Raw genomic sequence first — 17,605 nt, forward strand, 5'->3', positions numbered from 1 at the left:
TCGAAAGTGCTTAAAGATCCAGCAGCCAGCTGTGCTGCGGGTCGTTATGGAAATGCCAGGCGCGCTTGGGGCCGGCCATCACGTTCAGGTAGTAAGACTCGTAGCCATACGGCACGCTGACCGGGTGATACCCCTTGGGCACCACCACCAGGTCGCTGTTTTCCACGGCCATGGCCTGGTCGATGCTGCGGTCGTCGGTGTAGACGCGCTGGAACACGAAGCCCTGGGGCGGGTTGATCTGGTGGTAGTAGGTTTCTTCGAGAAAGCTCTGGTGCGGCAGATCGTCGGTGTCGTGCTTGTGGGGCGGGTAGCTCGACGAGTGACCGGACGGCGTGCGCACTTCCACCACCAGCAGCGAATGGGCAGGCTCGCTGTCGGGCAGGATGTCGCACACGTAGCGGGTGTTGGCGCCCTTGCCGCGTACGCTGCGCTTGCATTGCTCGGGGCGAATCAGACGGGGTGCCAGACCTGCGTCGGTTGAGCCGGGAGCGGCGCAGACGGCGATTTGCACGTCGCTCAGCGCGGTGACCTGGGCGTCGGTGCCTGGCGGCAAATAAGCGGCGAAGGGCGACTTGTCTTCGAACACCGAGTGGCGATCACCGAGGTTTTCCCAGTTGAAGCCTTCGCCCTGGATAGTCACCCGGCCGCTGAGCAGCACCAGGCACAGTTCCTTGTCGCCGGCGGTGACTGGCAAGGTTTCACCCAGGCTCAGGCGGTAGGCGGCGAAGCCCACGTATTCCAGGCGCCCTTCTTCCAGCGCCACCATGGTTTGCCCGCGCTTGCTGCTTTTGACCAACAGGCTCATTGTCCAGTCCTCTCGCTCAACAGTGCGCGCAGGGTGTCGTAACCCTTCTTCGCATAGATGTAGCTCGGCGCCACGGCAGGATCCTGCTCGGCCTCCACTACCAGCCAACCCTGGTAATTGGCGGCCAGCAGCACGTCCAGCAGCGCGGCGAAGTCGATATCGCCGTCGCCGGGCACGGTGAAGGTGCCGTTGACGATGCAATCCGGGAAGCTCCACATCTGGTTGCGTGCCAGTTGCACCACCGGCTTGCGCACATCCTTGAAGTGCACGTGGCAGATGCGGGCGATGTGTTTGCGCAGCACCTCGATAGGCTCGCCGCCACCCATGTAGCAGTGGCCCGAATCAAACAGCAGGCCGACTTCCGGGCCGGTGCGGCGCATCAGTTGGTCGATGTCTTCCGGGGATTCGACGTAGGCGCCCATATGGTGGTGGTACGCCAGGCGCACGCCCTGGGACAGGGTGAAACGCGCCAGTTCGGTGAGTTTGTCGGCGTATTCCTGCCAGGCCTGTTCGCTGTGAAAACGCGGGCGTTCGATCAGGCGCACCGGCGAACCCTGGATCGAGTCGGCGACTTCTCCATACACCAACACGCTGGCGCCGTTTTCACGCAGCAGTTCGACGTGGCTGGCGATGGCTTCGATTTCTTCCGCCACCGAGCGCCGGGCCAGGCGACTGGAGTACCAGCCGGAGACCAGTGCCAGGTCGTAGGGGCGCAATACATCGCCGACACCTTTGGCGTCCTTGGGGAATTTGCCGTTGAGTTCAAAGCCTTCGTAGCCGATGTCCTTGCCTTCGCTGAGGGCCGTGCTCAACGGCGTTTCACCGCCCAGGGCCGGCAGGTCGTCGTTGCTCCAGGAGATCGGGTTGATGCCAATTCGGATAGCGGGCATGGCTGCACCTATTATTGTTTTTTCAGAGTTGCCTGAGATCTGCTTTATGTGGGAGCGGGCTTGCCTGGGATGCGCGCGACTCGGTCTAACAGGTGTACCGAGGTGATGCCATCGCAGGCAAGCCAGCTCCCACATTTGATTGCGTGTTTAGCTTCGAGAACTGCGCCAAGCCTTAATCAATTGCTCAAAGATGCACTGCACCTGCTCAATCAAGGCTTGATCGTCAATCTCCCCCGCCAGCCAGGCTCGGCTCGGTTCCTGGAAGATCGTGCGACCCACGGCGAACCCGCGGCAGGTCTGGCTTTGGCTGGCTTGCTGGAAGCCATCGGCCAGGCATTCGGCGGAAGCGTTCAGGCCCAGCAGCACCACGCCCCGGCAGTAGGGATCGCGCTCCTGGATAAGCTCGTCGAGCTTTTTCCAGTCTGCGGCCGACTGCGCCTCGATCTTCCACCACGCCGGGTAGATGCCCAGGTTGTACAGGCGCTTGAGACTGCGATAGAGCACGTCGGGATAGGTGGACGGGTGATCCTTGGGGGGCACGACTTCCAGCAGCAGCTCATGGCCGCTGACCAGGGACGCCTGATACAGGGCCTTGAGTTGCGCTTCCTGTTCCAGGCGCAGCAATGGCTCGTCATCGGGGTGAAATTGCACCAGGCACTTGATGATCTGCTCCCGGGGCCAGGCAATCAGGTTGCTGCCCACCGAGCGCCCGTGTTCAAAGGCCAGCGGCCGTGAATTCTGGACTTCCACCGGGCGGGCGATCCACCAGCCGCGACCGCTGGCGGCGTTCAGCGCGTCCTGGCCGAAGCGTTGGTCGGCCAGAATCCCGACGTCAGCCTCGACGCCCTGGTCCGCCAGTTTGCTTTCAACCCGTTCCACGGCCTGGATAAACAGTTGCTTGAGGGCGCTGATGCGCGCCGGGTCCTGGCCGCCTTTTTGGGCCAGTTCCACCAACTGCCAGCGGTGGTCGAAGGCAAATACAAACAGCTGCTTCCAGACCTTACGCGGCACGCTGACCTGGTGCAGGCGTTGCAGCACCGCGTCCTGGTCTGGGCGGGTAATCGGCACCGGGCTGTTGAACAGGTAATCGAGTTCGGCGCGGGTCGGCATGGCCGGCGCGCAGGCATGGCGCGACACAACCAGGCCGCCGCAGGCATTCGCCAACTGGCTGCAGCGCTCGTCGCTGGCGTCTTCAAGCCAGCCGCTGAGGAAGCCGGACATGAAGGCATCGCCGGCGCCCAGCACGTTGAGTACTTCCACCCGTACCCCGGGGTAGATCGCGCCGTCTTCAAGGCGGGCCGGGATATCGCCGTGGATCACCGTGCAGCCCTGGGGGCCAAGCTTGACCACCAGGGTGGCCGAGGTCAGGGCACGCACCGTGCGCAATGCCGTGAGCAAATCTTCACTGCCACCGGCAATCAGGAATTCTTCTTCGGTGCCGACGATCAGGTCAAAACGCGGGAGGATTTTCTGCACGTGCTGGCTGACATTCTGGTCGGCCACAAACCGGGTTTCGCCATCGGCCTTGCCGGCCAGGCCCCAGAGCACCGGGCGGTAGTCGATGTCGAGCACGCGTTTGACGTTGTGCTTCTCGGCGTAGTCCAGGGCCTGGATGCTGGCCTTGTACACGCCGTCGGTGGAGAAGTGGGTACCGGTGATCAGCAACGCCTTGCTGGAAGCAATGAACGCTTCACTGATGTCTTCGGCGCGCAGGGCCATGTCGGCGCAGTTCTCGCGGTAGAACACCAGCGGGAAGGTTTCGCGGTCCTTGAGGCCCAGCAGCACCAGGGCGGTGAGGCGTTCCGGGTCGACCTTGATGCCGCTGACGTCACAGCCTTCGCGGGCCAGGGACTCCAGCAGGAAACGCCCCATGTGGTCGTCCCCTACCCGGCTCAACATCGCCGACTTGAGCCCCAGCCGCGCGGTGCCGAACGCGATGTTGGCGGAGGAACCGCCGAGGTACTTGGCGAAGCTCGAGACATCCTCCAGCCGTGCACCCACTTGTTGTGCGTAAAGGTCGACGCCCAGGCGTCCCAGGCAAATCAGATCCAATTGACGCCCACTGGCAAAACGAGTCTGGCCCATGCTGGCTCCTGTTATTTTTATCAGCCTGCGTGTGCCGTCGCGGTGGCGGCATACGCTCTTGGTGCAAGCAGACTAGAACGTCTGGTGACGCCAATCAATATTTATTCTATAAATATTTTTTGTGGAATATATTTTCCAATACGCCATCATCGGTATGTTCCAGCCGCAGTGCATCGTTTCAGCTGCACCGTGGGGCGGGATGCCGAGGTATTTTTTTGCGCCTACCCTGTAGACTTGCGCACATCGACTTATTGTCAGGGGCGCCTCGACGCGCCCTATAAGAACAAGCCAGAAGGATTCCCTATGTCCCAGAGCGCCCCGGAAGACGCACTCGCCAGCCCGCCGCTGAACGCCGAGCGGTTGTTGCAGCTGATCACCGATGAATACGAGAGCCTGCCGCGCCAGCTCAAGCGCATCGCCAGCTACATGAGCCAGCAGAGCGACCGGATCATGGTCGACCGCATCAGCGACATCGCCCGTGAATGCGAAGTGCACCCGTCGGCCATCGTGCGGTTTTCCCAGCGTTTCGGGTTCAGTGGTTTCAGTGAAATGCAGGCGCTGTTCCGCGAGGCCTACACCCACAAGACCACGCCGGTGCAGAACTACCAGCAACGCATCCGCAGCATGATCGCCAACAAGTCGCAGAAAGCCAGCGGCGGCGACCTGGCGCGTGAGTGCGTGAATGCCACCCTCTCCGGGATCGAGCGCCTGGGGCTGGAACTGGATGACGCAGCCTTCGACAAGGCCGTGGACCTGGTGGTGAATGCCGACAATATCTACGTGGTGGGCGTGCGCCGCTCGTTCGCCGTGGCGGACTACCTGGTGTACAACCTGCAGCACACCAACAAGCGCATCCATCTGGTCTCGGGGTTGGGCGGCAGCTATCGCGAGCAGATGCGCAGTGTGCGGGCCAACGACCTGGTGATTGCCATCAGCTTTACGCCGTACGGCAAGGAAACCCAGCACTGCCTGCGGATTGCCCAGCACCATCAGGCCAAGACCCTGATCATTACCGACAGCAACCTGTCGCCCCTGGCCAAGCGGGCGAGCACGGTGTTGCTGGTGAATGAAGGCTCGTCGTTTGCGTTCAGGTCACTGAGTGCGACGCTGTGCCTGTGCCAGGCGTTGTTCATTGCCGTGGCGTATCGGCTGGAATTGAAGGTCGATGAGATTCATGAGCAGGTGGGATTCGACGACTGACGATCGTTCCCACGCTCCGCGTGGGAATGCAGCCCCGGACGCTCCGCGTCCAAAGCGTGACGCAGAGCGTCACAAGAGGCGTTCCCACGCAGAGCGTGGGAACGATCGTAAGGCTTAGCGCAGTGCCCGGCGCAACACCTTGCCCACCGTCGTCTTGGGCAACTCTTCAGTACGAAACTCGACAAACCGCGGCACCTTGTACCCCGTCAAATACTCCCGGCAATGCGCCAGAATCTGCTCCTGGGTCAAGCTTGGGTCCTTGCGCACCACGATGATTTTGACCCGTTCGCCGGTCACCCCATCCTCAACCCCGATCGCCGCCACTTCCGCCACGCCCGGATGCAACGCCACCACGTCTTCGATCTCGTTGGGGTACACGTTGAACCCGGACACCAGGATCATGTCTTTCTTGCGGTCCACCAGGCGGATGAAGCCCTGCTCATTCATCACCCCGATGTCCCCGGTAGACAGCCACCCTTCGGCATCCAGCACCTCGGCGGTTTCCGCCGGGCGTTTCCAGTAACCCTGCATCACCTGCGGGCCGCGTACTTGCAGTTCGCCCTGCTCGCCCAGTTCCGCCAACTCACCGTCCTCACGAATGAACCGCACCCAGGTCGACGGCAACGGCACGCCGATACTGCCGGTGAATTCCATCTCGCGCATGCGTGAGATGTCGATGGGGCTGATGCTCACCACCGGCGAACATTCAGTGAGGCCGTAGCCTTCGATGATCGGCAAGCCGGTGACTTCCTTCCAGCGCTTGGCCACAGCGGTATGGGTGGCCATGCCGCCGGCGATCACCATGCGCAAATCGGAAAAATCCCGGGCGCAGAATTCCTTGTTTTCCAGCAGGCCGTTGAACAGCGTATTCACCCCGGCAATCCCGTTGAAACGCTCCTTGCGCAGGATCATCTGCACCCGCTTCACATCCCGTGGGTTGGCGATCAGGATGTTGCGCCCGCCCAGGCACATGAACATCAGGCAGTTCACCGTCAGGGAAAAGATGTGGTACAGCGGCAGCAGGGTGACGTTGGTTTCCTGCTGGTTCTGATCGAGCTGATCACCGACCCACGCCTTGGCCTGCAACAGGTTGGCGATGATATTGCGATGGCTGAGCATGACGCCCTTGGCATCGCCGGTAGTGCCGCCGGTGTATTGCAGGAAGGCCAGGTCTTCGCGGTTCATCGGCACGGCGAGATGGGTTTGCCCGCGTCCCTGTTTCAACACCTGGTTGAAACGCACGGCCCCCGGCAGGTTGAAACGCGGCACCTGCTTCTGCACGCTGCGCAGGATGAAGTTCATCGCCGCGCCCTTGAAGGTGCCGAGCAGGTCACCGATGGCCGCGATCACCACACGTTTGACGGTACTGGCGGCCACCACTTTCTCCAGGGTGTGGGCGAAGTTTTCGAAGATCACCAGGGTCTCTGCGCCACTGTCCTTGAGCAAATGCTGCAGCTCCCGGGCGGTGTACAGCGGGTTGACGTTGACCACCACCGCACCCGCGAGAATCGTGCCCAGCAGGCAGATCGGGTACTGCAAGCAGTTGGGCATCATCAGCGCCACCCGGTCGCCCTTCTTCACACCCTGGGCTTGCAGCCACGCAGCAAAGGCGATGCCCTGCACCTCCCAGTCGGCGTAGGTCATTTCGGTGCCGATGCTGACGTAGGCCACGCGGTCGCGGAATTTGTGCAGGTGCTCCAGGAACACCTCGCGCAACGACGGGTAATCCTCGATGCCGGCGTCGATGTCTGCCGGTACGCCGGGCAGGTAAGCGTTCAACCAGAGGCGTTCGGTCTGTTCCAGGCTTACAGCGTTCATGGCAGTCTCCTTGTTGTTTTTATGGTGGGAACTACTTTTCGACGATAGCGGTAATGCCCAACCCACCCGCCGCGCAGATCGAAATCAGGCCGCGGCCGCCGCCACGCTGGTGGATCGCCTTGGCCAGTGCCGCGAGTTGCCGGCCACCGGTGGCGGCGAAGGGGTGGCCGCAGCCGAGGGAGCCGCCGTTGACGTTCATTTTGCTGCGGTCGATGCTGCCCAGCGGCGCGTCGAGACCCAGGCGGTCGCGGCAGTAATCCGGATCTTCCCAGGCCTTGAGGGTGCACAGCACCTGGGCGGCGAAGGCTTCGTGGATCTCGAACAGATCGAAGTCGGCGAACGTCAGGCCCTCGCGCTTGAGCATGCGTGGCACGGCGTAGGCCGGCGCCATCAGCAGGCCTTCGGTGCCGTCGACGAAATTCACCGCAGCGGTTTCACCGGTTCGCAGGTACGCCAATACGGGCAAGCCGCGTTCGGCGGCCCATTCCTCGCTGGCCAGCAGCACCACCGACGCGCCGTCAGTCAGGGGCGTGGAGTTGCCGGCGGTGAGCGTGCCGTTCTGGCGGTCGTAGGCCGGGGACAAGCCGGCAAGTTTCTCCAGGCTGGCGTCGGCCCGCAGGTTGTTGTCCCGGGCCAGGCCGCGATACGGGCTGATCAAATCATCGAAGAAACCCTGCTTGTACGCCGCATCCAGCCGCTGGTGGCTGGTGAGGGTCAACTCGTCCTGGGCCAGGCGCTTGATCTGCCAGCGCTTGGCCATTTCCTCGCAGTGTTCACCCATGGACAAGCCGGTGCGCGGCTCGCCATTGCGCGGCAGCAGCGGCTTGAAGAACATCGACGGGCGCACCCCCATCAAGGCCTTCAACTTGGCGCCGGTACCCTTGGCGCGGTTGGCTGAAAGCAAGGTGCGGCGCAGGGACTCGTTGATGCCGATGGGCGCGTCGGAGGTGGTGTCGGAACCACCGGCAACGCCCACTTCGATCTGCCCGAGGGCGATCTTGTTCGCCACCAGCAACGCCGCTTCCAGGCCCGTGCCGCAGGCTTGTTGCAGGTCGTAGGCCGGGGTTTCGGGAGACAGTGTGGTAGACAGCAGGCTTTCCCGGGCCAGGTTGAAATCCCGGGAGTGCTTGATCACCGCACCCGCGGCAAACTCGCCCAGGCGCAGGCCGTGAAGGTTGTAGCGGTCCACCAGGCCTTGCAGGGCGGCGACCAGCAGATCCTGGTTGCTGTCATGGGCGTACACGGTGTTGGAGCGGGCGAACGGGATACGGTTGCCGCCGATAATCGCCACGCGGCGCGTCGGGGCCGGGTTGAAACTGTAGTCACTCATCGATCGGTCTCATTCCAGATAAACAGCCCACGCATATGGGGTTTGTCACCGGCGAAATTACGCACTTCAAACTCACGGCGCGGGCCGGTTGGCGGAACGTTCCACAGCGCCACCTGGCCGGGCAGGAAGATCGGCAGCTTGAAGTCGCAATGGGCCTCGGCCTGGTCCAGTCCGCCGGGGGATTGCTGGGCGGCCAGGGCGCGGCCAAGGGTCCACATGCCGTGGGCGATGGCCCGGCGAAAGCCGAAGAGTTTGGCGCCAATCACCGAGGTGTGAATCGGATTGAAATCCCCCGAGACCCTGGCGAAACGCCGCCCCAGATCCGCCGGCAGCACCCAGCGTTGAGTGCGCAGCAAACCTTCTTCCTGCAAGGGCAACGCGTCGTCCCACGGCTCGCCAACCGGCGCGTTTACGTCACGGCGCAGGTACAGGCTGTCGCTCTCCCATATCAGGGCGCCCGCGCTGTAGCCACGGGTGGCGATGCTCAGCGCCTGGCCTTTCGGATGGGCGACCCAGCGTTCGCAATACACCTCCAGGCGCAAGGCCTGGCCCGCCTCCAGCCGTCGATGCTGGCGGATGCGATTGGCCAAATGCACCATGCCGCTGGCCGGGTACGGGAAACTCGGGCGGGTCAGCAGCATCAGGTGCAAGGGGAACGCCAGCACATGGGGATAGGACAGCGGCACGCCTTGCTCACGGCGGAAACCACAGGCCCGACCGTAAGCCGCGATCCCTTGGGCAGACAGCTCGACGGCCGAACGCACCAGGCGTTCTTTCGGCAACGTCGGCTCGCCTTCCAGCTTCGGTTTGCGCAGCCCCAATACCCCGTCCAGCAACAGCCGCGAGCGCGAGGGCGGCGGGTCAATAATCTGCGTCACATAGTCCATGCTCAGGCTCCCAACAGGCTTTGGCCGCAGACCCGCACCACCTGGCCATTGACCCCGCCGGATGCCGGATGCGCCAGCCAGGCGATGGTTTCTGCCACGTCGATGGGTTGCCCGCCCTGGGACATCGAGTTCATCCGCCGCCCCGCTTCGCGAATCATCAGCGGGATCTTCGCGGTCATCTGGGTTTCGATAAAGCCCGGTGCCACGGCATTCACCGTCACTTGCTGCGCCGCCGCCTGCGGGGCCAGGCCTTGTACCAGGCCGATCACCCCGGCCTTGGAGGTGGCGTAGTTGCTTTGCCCGAGGTTGCCGGCGATACCGGAAATCGATGAGACACACACGATCCGCCCGCCCGGATTCAGGCCCTGGCTTTCCAGCAGCGCCGTGCTCAGATGCAACGGTGCTTCCAGGTTGACCGCCAGTACGCTGCGCCACGCGGTCTCAGTCATCTTGGCGATGGTCTTGTCGCGGGTAATCCCGGCGTTGTGCACCACCACGTCGAATGCACCGTGTTGGCTGACATGGGCGTGCAACTGCTGCGCGGCATCGGTGGCGGTGATGTCCAGCGCCAGTGCGGTGCCTGCGACACTGCCGGCCGCCTGTTGCAGCGAATCCTGGGCCTGGGGCACATCCACGCAGACCACATGGGCTCCATCGCGGGCCAGCACCTGGGCGATTGCCAGGCCGATGCCACGGGAGGCGCCGGTGACCAGGGCACGGCGGCCGCCGAGGGGTTTGTCCCAGTTGATTTCGGTTGGGCTATCGACGGTTTTTTCGAGGCGCACCACCTGCCCCGAGACATAGGCCGAGCGCCGCGACAGGAAGAACCGCAGGCTGCTTTCCAGCCCGTCCTCGGCACCCGGTGCGACGTAGATCAACTGCACGGTGATCGCCCGGCGCAGTTCCTTGGCCAGTGAGCGCACCAAACCTTCAAGGGCACGCTGGGCGATGGCCTGGGGCAGGTCCTTGCACAACTCCGGCGCGGTGCCGAGCACCACCACCCGGGCGTGCTGCCCAAGGCGCCTGGCGTTGGCGTGGAAGAATTCGTAGAGCTCGTCCAACTGCTTGAGGTCGGCAATGTCGCTGGCGTCGAACACCGCGCCCTGGACCTTGACCGTGGAGGGTGCCTTGAGGGTCGCAGCGGTGGCGGTCACTGTGTCGGTGGCGGTGAAGATGCGCTGGATTTGCGCCCCCAGGCGCCCTACCCCCGCGACGATTACCGGGTTGGCCAGGCCTTGCTGGCCGCTGCGGTGACGTTGCAATGCCAGGGGTTGGGGCAGCCCGGCAGTGCGGGCCAACCAGGCTCCCCAGGGGGAATTGACGAAAGAAAGGTAGCTGTCACTCATGGATAAACTCACTCACAACACGGTGTTGCCATGGAAACCCGATCCTTGTAGGAGCTGGCTTGCCTGCGATTGCGGTGTGTCAGCCAACACATCTGGCACTGAACCAGCGCTATCGCAGGCAAGCCAGCTCCTACAGGGGCCGTGTTCCTCCAGTTCCAGTCAGTTGACCGGCGCGTTTTCGCCTTGGTTGGCGCGGCGTCTTGCGCTCGGTTTGGCGGCCTGTTCCAACGCCTGCTGGCGCTGTTGCAAGGCTTCCAGCAAACCGAAGTCCTGCGGGAAGTCGTCCACCTGGATCGCGTGATCGCCATATTCCACATAGCGCGCGAGCAAGCTGTCGTCTTCCTCGCTGATCAGGTCCAGCGCCCGCGCCTTGACTCGCCACGGAGTAAACGCCGCACTGGAAATCGGCATTGGCTCGATCAGGCCTTGCTTGATCGCCCCCTTGAGCCGCGCCTCGATCAGCTCCACTTGCGGCAACAGGCGCAAGGCCAGCTCGCCGTAAGCCAGCTTGTCGATTTCCGGCCGAGGAATGTAGGAATTGCCCAGCAAGCGGTCGCGGGTTTCCCCCGGCACCTGCACCAGCTCCGCCACTTGCGCCAACAGGCGATCCGACGGTTTGCGCTGTGGAATACCGAACGGGAACGTCAAGCCACGCACCACCGCCGCCGCGGCTTTCGACGGGTAGTTGTCGAGCACTTCGGCCAGGGCCTCATGGGCGCGCAGCAACGCGTCCTGGGCCGCCCAATGCACCAGCGGCAAATCTGCCTGTGGCCGGCCATCATCCTCAAAACGCTTGAGCACGCAGGACAGGATGTACAGCTGGGACAGAATGTCCCCCAGCCGCCCGGTGATGCTTTCCTTGCGCTTGAGGGCACCGCCCAGCACGCCCATGGAAATGTCCGAGATCAACGCCAACACCACCGACAGCCGATTGGCCTGGCGGTAGTAGGACGCCAACGCCGGATCGGTCTTGCCCGGCACGGAAATCAACCGCCCGCCCGTCAGCGAATACACTGCGGCACGCACGGTATTGGCCAGCACGAAGCTCAGGTGGCCGAACATTGCGCTGTCGAAATCCGCCAGGGCCTTGCGCCGGTCCGTATTGCGCGCCGCTTCCATCTCGCGGAACACATACGGATGACAGCGGATCAGGCCCTGGCCGTAGATGATCAGGCAGCGAGTCATGATGTTCGCGCCTTCCACCGTGATGGCGATGGGGCTTTGCTGGTAGGCCCGGGCGAGGAAGTTGTTGGGCCCCATGCAGATGCCCTTGCCGGCCACGATGTCCATGCCGTCGTTGACGATGATGCGTGCCCGCTCGGTAACGTGATACTTGGCGATGGCCGAGATCACCGAGGGTTTTTCACCGGCATCCAATGACGCTACCGAGACCTTGCGCACCGCGTCGCAGGCATACAGATGCCCGGCCATGCGCGCCAGGGGCGCCTGCACGCCTTCGAACTTGCCGATGGGCAGGCCGAATTGCTTGCGCATCGCCGCATAAGCGGTGGTGCCGCGCACAGCCACCTTGCCCAGGCCGACGTTGGCCGACGGCAGGGAAATCGCCCGGCCAGCCGCCAGGCATTCCATCAGCATGCGCCAGCCGTTGCCGACTTGCTCGCGGCCGCCGATCACCCATTCCAGCGGGATAAACACATCCTTGCCGGTGGTCGGGCCGTTCTGGAATACCGCGTTGAGTGGCCAGTGACGCCGGCCGCTGTTCACCCCCGGATGGGTGGTGGGGATCAACGCGCAGGTGATGCCCAGGGAACCCGGCTGGCCGAGCAGACCGTCCGGGTCTTCGGCGCGGAAGGCCAGGCCGAGCACGGTGGCGATTGGGCCGAGGGTGATGTAGCGCTTGTCCCAGGTCACACGGAAACCCAGTACTTCCTCGCCTTCGTGCATGCCCTTGCAGACGATGCCCAGGTCTGGAATCGCGCCGGCGTCGGAGCCGGCATACGGGCTGGTCAGGGCGAAGCACGGGATGTCTTCGCCCCGTGCCAGGCGTGGCAGGTAGTAGTTGCGCTGGGCGTCGGTGCCGTAGTGCAGCAGCAGTTCGGCCGGGCCCAGGGAGTTGGGCACCATCACTGAAATCGCCGCCGCCGAGCAGCGGGTCGAGAGCTTCATCACCACTTGCGAATGCGCATAGTGGGAGAAGCCTTTGCCGCCGTACTGCTTGGGAATGATCATGCCGAGGAAGCCGGCATCCTTGGTGTACTGCCAGCCTTCGGGGGACATGTCTTGCCAGACCTGGGTGGTTTCCCAGTCGTTGGACATGTCGCACAGGGTCTCCACTTCGTTGTCGAGGAAGGCCTGTTCTTCAGCGCTGAGGCTGGCCGGTGCGGCTTGCAGCAGGCGTTCCCAGCGGGGTTTGCCGCTGAACAGCTCGGCGTCCCACCACACGGTGCCGGACTCGATGGCAGCACGCTCGGTGTCGGACATCGCCGGCATGATGCCGCGAAAAAGGCCCAGGGCCTTGCTGGTCAACAGGGTGCGGCGCAGGGGTTTGATCGTCAGCAGCAGCGCGGGCAACACCACCAGCACCGCCACGACGCCGGCGCCGAAACCGGCGACTGCGTTGAACAGGTAACCGGCCGCCAGCCAGACCAGGCCGGCACCCAGCCAGAGGGTGGCAGCGGCTTGTCGATACGCCAGGGCAATCGCTGCTGCGAGTCCCGCCAATAACCAGATAACCATGGGGATACCTCTACTCAATTCAGGGTACGGCCAACGCCCGGGCAGATCGGAATGACCTGTGACGTAAAGCCACACTACAAACTTGAAAAGATAAATTCAAATTTTGTTTTGAAATTTTTATTTAATGCTTGGGCGAAAAAAAAGCGGGCTGAATGGGTCAGCCGGGTGGGTTAGTGGAAAAAGGGATCGGAACGGGTCGCGTGGGCGACCCGTCGATGCAACACCCGTATCAGGCCGGCCAGAAAGATGCGCTGACTGCCGACCACTCTTGGCGTTGCCGCAGCGGATCAGAACTCGTAGGTCATGCCCAGGCTAACCACGTCGCCATAAGCATCGGCCTTGCCATCCAGGGTTGCACCGCCCAGGCGGTCCTGGTTGTGGGTTTGCAGCTTGGCCTTTTCAACAAACTGGTGAGAGTAGGAACCGTCGATACCCAAGCCCGGAATCGCCCGAATCTTGTAACCAAAACCCAGGGACGTGAAGATCCGGTCGCCATCCGGAATACGCGGGTCCCGGGTGGAGTTACGAGTCGGCGTCTGGTCGGTGGCCACACCGGCACGCAGGGTGAAATCGTCGGTCAACTTGTAGTCGCCGCCGAGGGAGACCATCCACGCGTCCTTGTAGTTGTAAGGAATCGAAACGATTGTCGAGCCCTCGGACTTCAACGTCAGGTCCTTGAACGAAGACCATTGGGTCCAGGTAACACTGGCACCGAGGGTCAGGCGATCATTGAACTGGTGTACCCAGTCAAACGACGCATTGGCAGGAATGTCCAGCTGGGTACTGGCGTTGGCGCCGTCGGAATTGAGGCTCAGGCCAGGATACAAAAGGCCTGGTAGACCGGAGTCAATCAGCGCCTTGGATCCCGGGTCTGAATAGATGCTGTATTTACCTTCGAGCTTGTTCTTGATCTTGGCGTGATAGTTCAAGCCAAGGGTATCTTGCGGCGTGGGCTTCCAGGCCAGGCCGGCAAACCATCCAACCGAAGTATTGTCCACTTTGACTCGCATCAACGAATGCCCCACCCCCGAAGGAAACGGAACACCAATGTCCGGAACGCTGCCTGCAGCGGCATACAGGTCGATGTTCTGGCTGACGAAACCTTTGGTGTGCTGAACGATGGCACCACCACCGATGGAGAACTGATCGTTGACCTTGAACGAAAGCGAGCCGGTCACGCCAACGGTTTCGATGCGTGTATCAACGGCAAAATCCCGGCCGATCCAATCATCATCCCAAGTGGTGCGTGCGCCCATCGGGACGACCTGGCTGAGACCAAACGCGAAGCGATCGCCGATAGGCATCACCATGAAGCCAGTGGGCAGCCATGCAGTGAAACCACCTTGGCCACCATCGCCTGTGCGGGGAACGGAGGTCGTATTACCGTCTGGATCAAACGTCGTTACGGAGGGGTCTTTCCCCATGTAATCTTTCGCGGTCCCTTTATATTTGATGTTGATGCGCGCGTAGTCGATGTTGAACTGCGCGATATTGTGATCAATGAACGCCATGGCCGCAGGGTTGTTATACGCCGCTGACGGATCGTCCTTGAACATCGAACCACCGCCGAACGCACGCCCCCAACCTTCGGCCCCAAACGTTGGCGTGGCAAAGCCACCAGCTTGGGCGGATCCGGCACCCATCAATCCCCCCAGTATTGCCAACCCCAATAATGTGCGAGCGTGTTGTTTTTTATTATTCATTTACCACTCCTTATTATTTTTAGCCCCGGCATAACCGGCTTGCCCTTTAAAGCAAGTTCTCGTCCGCGCGTGGTTCAGACCAGTTTTGAACGACAGGCGCCTTATTCAGGCGCCTGCCTTTTTGCGGGTGATCAGCCCGGTGTTCCGGTAACTCTTATGGCGTAATGGTCAGTGCAGGAGTTGGTGTCACCAACAGATTGGTCACAGTGCAATTAGGCGCCAGAGCCTGGTTGGTTGCAGTCAAGGCAGTACCCGTCCAACCGACCTGAATAGTGCTAGGCCCGCAGTCGGTGTCGATCGCAGAGTCGATGGTATAACCCACGCTTTGCACATTACCGGCAGAAGTACTGGTGGCAGTTAACAGCCATCCGCCTGCAGGGAATTTCATTTTCGGCAGGCTGCACAGTGGGCTCGAACCCGAAACAGTTGCGTTAGTAATCGAGGCTGTACCGTTGGCATTTACCTTCCCGGCGAAGTTAATAGTGCAAGTAACCGGCGCCTGTAGCGAAGAAGGAGACTTAACCGTGATGGTACCGCCAGGGGTGGTGAAGTTTGTATTTACCGGGCCAATAGTCGCCGCGGTGGCCATCGAAGCAGCGCCGAAGCACAGAGCAAACGAAGTTACACAAACGAGGGTTTTAAGGCTTTTCATTGTTTTTTCCTCACATGTTATGGCGAATCATTTCGCCGGGGTAATGGCCATGATCGAGAGGTCACGGTGAAACAAGCAGAACTTCCCTTTCCAGCCAAATCTCAATTCAATTACCGCTGTAACATCCCACTGTTACTCAACAACTTTGAAACTCGGCGGCATCTTGATCGACACCGTCTTGATCTTGCAGTCTTCGCCGATAGGCACATTCGACGCTTCCAACTTACCGGTGGCGTTATCCCAGGTTCCATCGGCAGTAGAAGGCCCGCACTTGCCGCCCAAACCAAAGGCATGCACATCCACGGCGATCTTCGACATCGAGCCGCTCCTGGTATCTTTAGCCACCAATACCCACGGCAAGTTGATCGCTTCCACCCGGCTGCACTTGAGCCCGCCGTCGAACTCAACTTTGTCGACATTCACCGACGAGCCATCCGCCGCCACTTTGCCGGCGACCTTGATGGTGCAGTCCGCGCTGATCAGCGCGCCTTTGGAAAAGCTGATGGGGCCCTGGGCAGTAAACGCACTGCCGGCGGGTTCGATACGGGCGGCCTGGGCCTGGTGGTAAACGATCAGGCCCAGCGCGGCCAATACAATGTGCGTGGTGAACTTGGCAGGGTTTTGCATGGTGTACGTCCTTCCCTTCATTTTATTTTTTGTTCGGGTCAAACAACTGTCTTGCAACTAAGCCGTACTCGAAACCGGTAAAGCCTGGGCGATGAAAACCTGCGCGATACACAGATCCCGAGTACGCCCTACAACTGACTGCTTTCGTTAGAAGGGTCTGGTGGTGTTGCTGTACTTCTCCAGGTACTTCAAACGCTGTGAAGGTTGAAGATTGGTCAGGGTGATATCCCCGGCGTAATGATTAAGTACCCGGTGATCCATGCGTCGTCGCCACAAGTACGGTACATACGCCCAGACAATCATGCTGGCATAACCGTATGGGAGTTGCGGCGATTCATCAAAATGACGCAGTGACTGATAACTTCTGGTTGGGTTGGCGTGATGGTCGGAGTGCCGCTGCAGTTGGAACAGAAAGATATTGGTGACAATCCGATTACTGTTCCAGGAATGGCGTGGCGAGCAACGCTCATAACGACCGTTGGGCAACTTCTGGCGTTTCAGGCCGTAGTGCTCGACATAGTTCACCACTTCCAGCAGCGAGAAACCGTAGATGCCCTGGATGATCAGGAATGGAATCACTGCCGCGCCCAGCCAGGCAATCATCGCGCCCCACAACACCACGCTGTACATCCAGGCGCTGAGTACGGCGTTCTTCCAGTGCCAGGCCGGCAGGCCGAGTTTGCGCAGGCGTTCACGCTCCAGGTTCCACGCCGAGCGGGCGCTGAACCATACCGAGCGCGGCAGGAAGGCCCAGAAGCTCTCCCCCAACCGCGAACTGGCCGGGTCTTCCGGGGTGGCGACGCGCACGTGGTGGCCACGGTTGTGTTCGGTGTAGAAGTGCCCGTAGAAGGTCGGCGCCAGGGTGATCTTGGCCAGCACGACTTCCAGCAGGCGCGGCTTGTGCCCCAGCTCATGGGCGGTGTTGATGGCGATGCCGGTGGCAGCGCCAGTGGACATTGCCATGCCCAGGTAGGTGAACCAGCTCACCTGGCCATGCAGCTCGGTGCGCGCGGTGATGAACGCGGCGGTTTTCGCCAGCCAGCTCGACGGGTCCAGGGTGGCAGTGGCATGCAACAGGCCACCATTGATAATCCAGTCGATACCGCCTGCGGCCAGCCACCCGGTGACCACCAGGGATGAGATGACAAACAGCACGCCGGTGTAGACGATCCAGCGGTAGTAGCTTTGGGATTCGAGGTTGCTGACGGCGGACTCGGGCGGGTTACTGACGTCTTCACCCAGCAGGCCGTCGATCAGCGGGATCAGGCCGAAGATCACCAGCACACCGACCCACCACAGTTGTTGCACGCCGGTAGTGATGGCCAGGGCGCCAGAGAGAATTGGGGTTGCCAGGGGCATGATGCCGAGCCACCACAGGTGGCGCTTGCCGTCGGTCCAGACGTTCGGGGCAGCCAGGGTCTGATTCATGGCAGCCTCCGCACGACGCAGGCAGGCAGGGAGCAAAAATCAACACTGGACAGGTACACGGAGCGGTGACTGCCCCGAGAATTCAACCATGCGATAAAAGGCGTTTTTTTCATTATTTTATTCGCTCTTAGGCATTT

13 protein-coding genes are annotated in these 17,605 nt (G+C 61.6%); 1 reads left to right on the plus strand and 12 read right to left on the minus strand.

What is annotated here, in order from left to right; genetic code table 11:
* Positions 1–10: 10 nt before the first annotated feature.
* The 3 genes from iolB to iolC form a co-directional block, all read right to left on the minus strand.
* The gene (iolB, locus tag HX818_RS02290; protein WP_003214687.1) at positions 11–805 is read right to left on the minus strand and encodes a 5-deoxy-glucuronate isomerase; all 795 of its coding nucleotides are present in this window, start codon (positions 803–805) and stop codon (positions 11–13) included.
* Positions 802–1,695, minus strand: coding sequence for a myo-inosose-2 dehydratase (iolE, locus tag HX818_RS02295; RefSeq protein WP_087694126.1), 894 nt, complete (start codon positions 1,693–1,695; stop codon positions 802–804). The genes iolB and iolE overlap by 4 nt, the downstream gene beginning before the upstream one ends.
* Positions 1,696–1,842: 147 nt before the next feature.
* Complete coding sequence (gene iolC / locus HX818_RS02300; RefSeq protein ID WP_177019411.1) at positions 1,843–3,780, minus strand: 5-dehydro-2-deoxygluconokinase; 1,938 nt, start codon at positions 3,778–3,780, stop codon at positions 1,843–1,845.
* 303 nt (positions 3,781–4,083) lie between these two features.
* Here iolC and HX818_RS02305 point away from each other — a divergent pair, with 303 nt between their 5' ends.
* Positions 4,084–4,980, plus strand: a complete 897-nt coding sequence (locus HX818_RS02305; protein ID WP_003214679.1) for a MurR/RpiR family transcriptional regulator — start codon at positions 4,084–4,086, stop codon at positions 4,978–4,980.
* A 114-nt stretch (positions 4,981–5,094) separates the two neighbouring features.
* Here the strand turns inward: HX818_RS02305 and HX818_RS02310 are convergent, their stop codons facing one another.
* The 9 genes from HX818_RS02310 to HX818_RS02350 form a co-directional block, all read right to left on the minus strand.
* Positions 5,095–6,798, minus strand: a complete 1,704-nt coding sequence (locus HX818_RS02310) for an AMP-binding protein (RefSeq protein ID WP_003214676.1) — start codon at positions 6,796–6,798, stop codon at positions 5,095–5,097.
* A gap of 31 nt (positions 6,799–6,829) precedes the next feature.
* Positions 6,830–8,128: an acetyl-CoA C-acetyltransferase gene (locus HX818_RS02315; RefSeq protein WP_177019412.1), complete on the minus strand. Its 1,299-nt coding sequence runs from the start codon at positions 8,126–8,128 to the stop codon at positions 6,830–6,832.
* Positions 8,125–9,015, minus strand: coding sequence for a MaoC/PaaZ C-terminal domain-containing protein (locus HX818_RS02320; RefSeq protein ID WP_177019413.1), 891 nt, complete (start codon positions 9,013–9,015; stop codon positions 8,125–8,127). The genes HX818_RS02315 and HX818_RS02320 overlap by 4 nt, the downstream gene beginning before the upstream one ends.
* Positions 9,016–9,017: 2 nt before the next feature.
* Entirely contained in the window at positions 9,018–10,361 is a 1,344-nt protein-coding gene (locus tag HX818_RS02325; protein ID WP_087694129.1) for a 3-oxoacyl-ACP reductase, read from the minus strand.
* A 159-nt stretch (positions 10,362–10,520) separates the two neighbouring features.
* Positions 10,521–13,058 (minus strand): acyl-CoA dehydrogenase, encoded by a 2,538-nt coding sequence (locus HX818_RS02330; RefSeq protein ID WP_177019414.1) that lies wholly within the window; start codon positions 13,056–13,058, stop codon positions 10,521–10,523.
* Positions 13,059–13,345: 287 nt separating this feature from the next.
* A complete protein-coding gene (locus HX818_RS02335) occupies positions 13,346–14,761 on the minus strand; it encodes an outer membrane protein transport protein (RefSeq protein WP_177019415.1) in 1,416 nt (471 codons plus the stop codon).
* Between the two features lie 154 nt (positions 14,762–14,915).
* Positions 14,916–15,413 (minus strand): alkane oxidation protein activator PraB, encoded by a 498-nt coding sequence (gene praB, locus HX818_RS02340; protein WP_177019416.1) that lies wholly within the window; start codon positions 15,411–15,413, stop codon positions 14,916–14,918.
* A 132-nt stretch (positions 15,414–15,545) separates the two neighbouring features.
* Entirely contained in the window at positions 15,546–16,040 is a 495-nt protein-coding gene (gene praA, locus HX818_RS02345; protein ID WP_177019417.1) for an alkane oxidation protein activator PraA, read from the minus strand.
* Between the two features lie 147 nt (positions 16,041–16,187).
* Positions 16,188–17,468, minus strand: a complete 1,281-nt coding sequence (locus HX818_RS02350; RefSeq protein WP_102369301.1) for an alkane 1-monooxygenase — start codon at positions 17,466–17,468, stop codon at positions 16,188–16,190.
* Positions 17,469–17,605 lie beyond the last annotated feature (137 nt).

It is taken from the genome of Pseudomonas sp. F9001 (assembly GCF_013385435.1).
In the GTDB taxonomy this organism is placed as follows: Bacteria; Pseudomonadota; Gammaproteobacteria; order Pseudomonadales; family Pseudomonadaceae; genus Aquipseudomonas.

Bases quoted from the DNA above. Each gene is read 5' to 3' on its own strand.
- iolC (WP_177019411.1), bottom strand. From the start codon at position 3,780: ATGGGCCAGACTCGTTTTGCCAGTGGGCGTCAATTGGATCTGATTTGC.
- HX818_RS02305 (WP_003214679.1), top strand. From the start codon at position 4,084: ATGTCCCAGAGCGCCCCGGAAGACGCACTCGCCAGCCCGCCGCTGAAC.
- HX818_RS02335 (WP_177019415.1), bottom strand. From the start codon at position 14,761: ATGAATAATAAAAAACAACACGCTCGCACATTATTGGGGTTGGCAATA.
- HX818_RS02350 (WP_102369301.1), bottom strand. From the start codon at position 17,468: ATGAATCAGACCCTGGCTGCCCCGAACGTCTGGACCGACGGCAAGCGC.
- praB (WP_177019416.1), bottom strand. From the start codon at position 15,413: ATGAAAAGCCTTAAAACCCTCGTTTGTGTAACTTCGTTTGCTCTGTGC.
- HX818_RS02325 (WP_087694129.1), bottom strand. From the start codon at position 10,361: ATGAGTGACAGCTACCTTTCTTTCGTCAATTCCCCCTGGGGAGCCTGG.
- HX818_RS02310 (WP_003214676.1), bottom strand. From the start codon at position 6,798: ATGAACGCTGTAAGCCTGGAACAGACCGAACGCCTCTGGTTGAACGCT.
- praA (WP_177019417.1), bottom strand. From the start codon at position 16,040: ATGCAAAACCCTGCCAAGTTCACCACGCACATTGTATTGGCCGCGCTG.
- HX818_RS02320 (WP_177019413.1), bottom strand. From the start codon at position 9,015: ATGGACTATGTGACGCAGATTATTGACCCGCCGCCCTCGCGCTCGCGG.
- HX818_RS02315 (WP_177019412.1), bottom strand. From the start codon at position 8,128: ATGAGTGACTACAGTTTCAACCCGGCCCCGACGCGCCGCGTGGCGATT.
- HX818_RS02330 (WP_177019414.1), bottom strand. From the start codon at position 13,058: ATGGTTATCTGGTTATTGGCGGGACTCGCAGCAGCGATTGCCCTGGCG.
- iolB (WP_003214687.1), bottom strand. From the start codon at position 805: ATGAGCCTGTTGGTCAAAAGCAGCAAGCGCGGGCAAACCATGGTGGCG.
- iolE (WP_087694126.1), bottom strand. From the start codon at position 1,695: ATGCCCGCTATCCGAATTGGCATCAACCCGATCTCCTGGAGCAACGAC.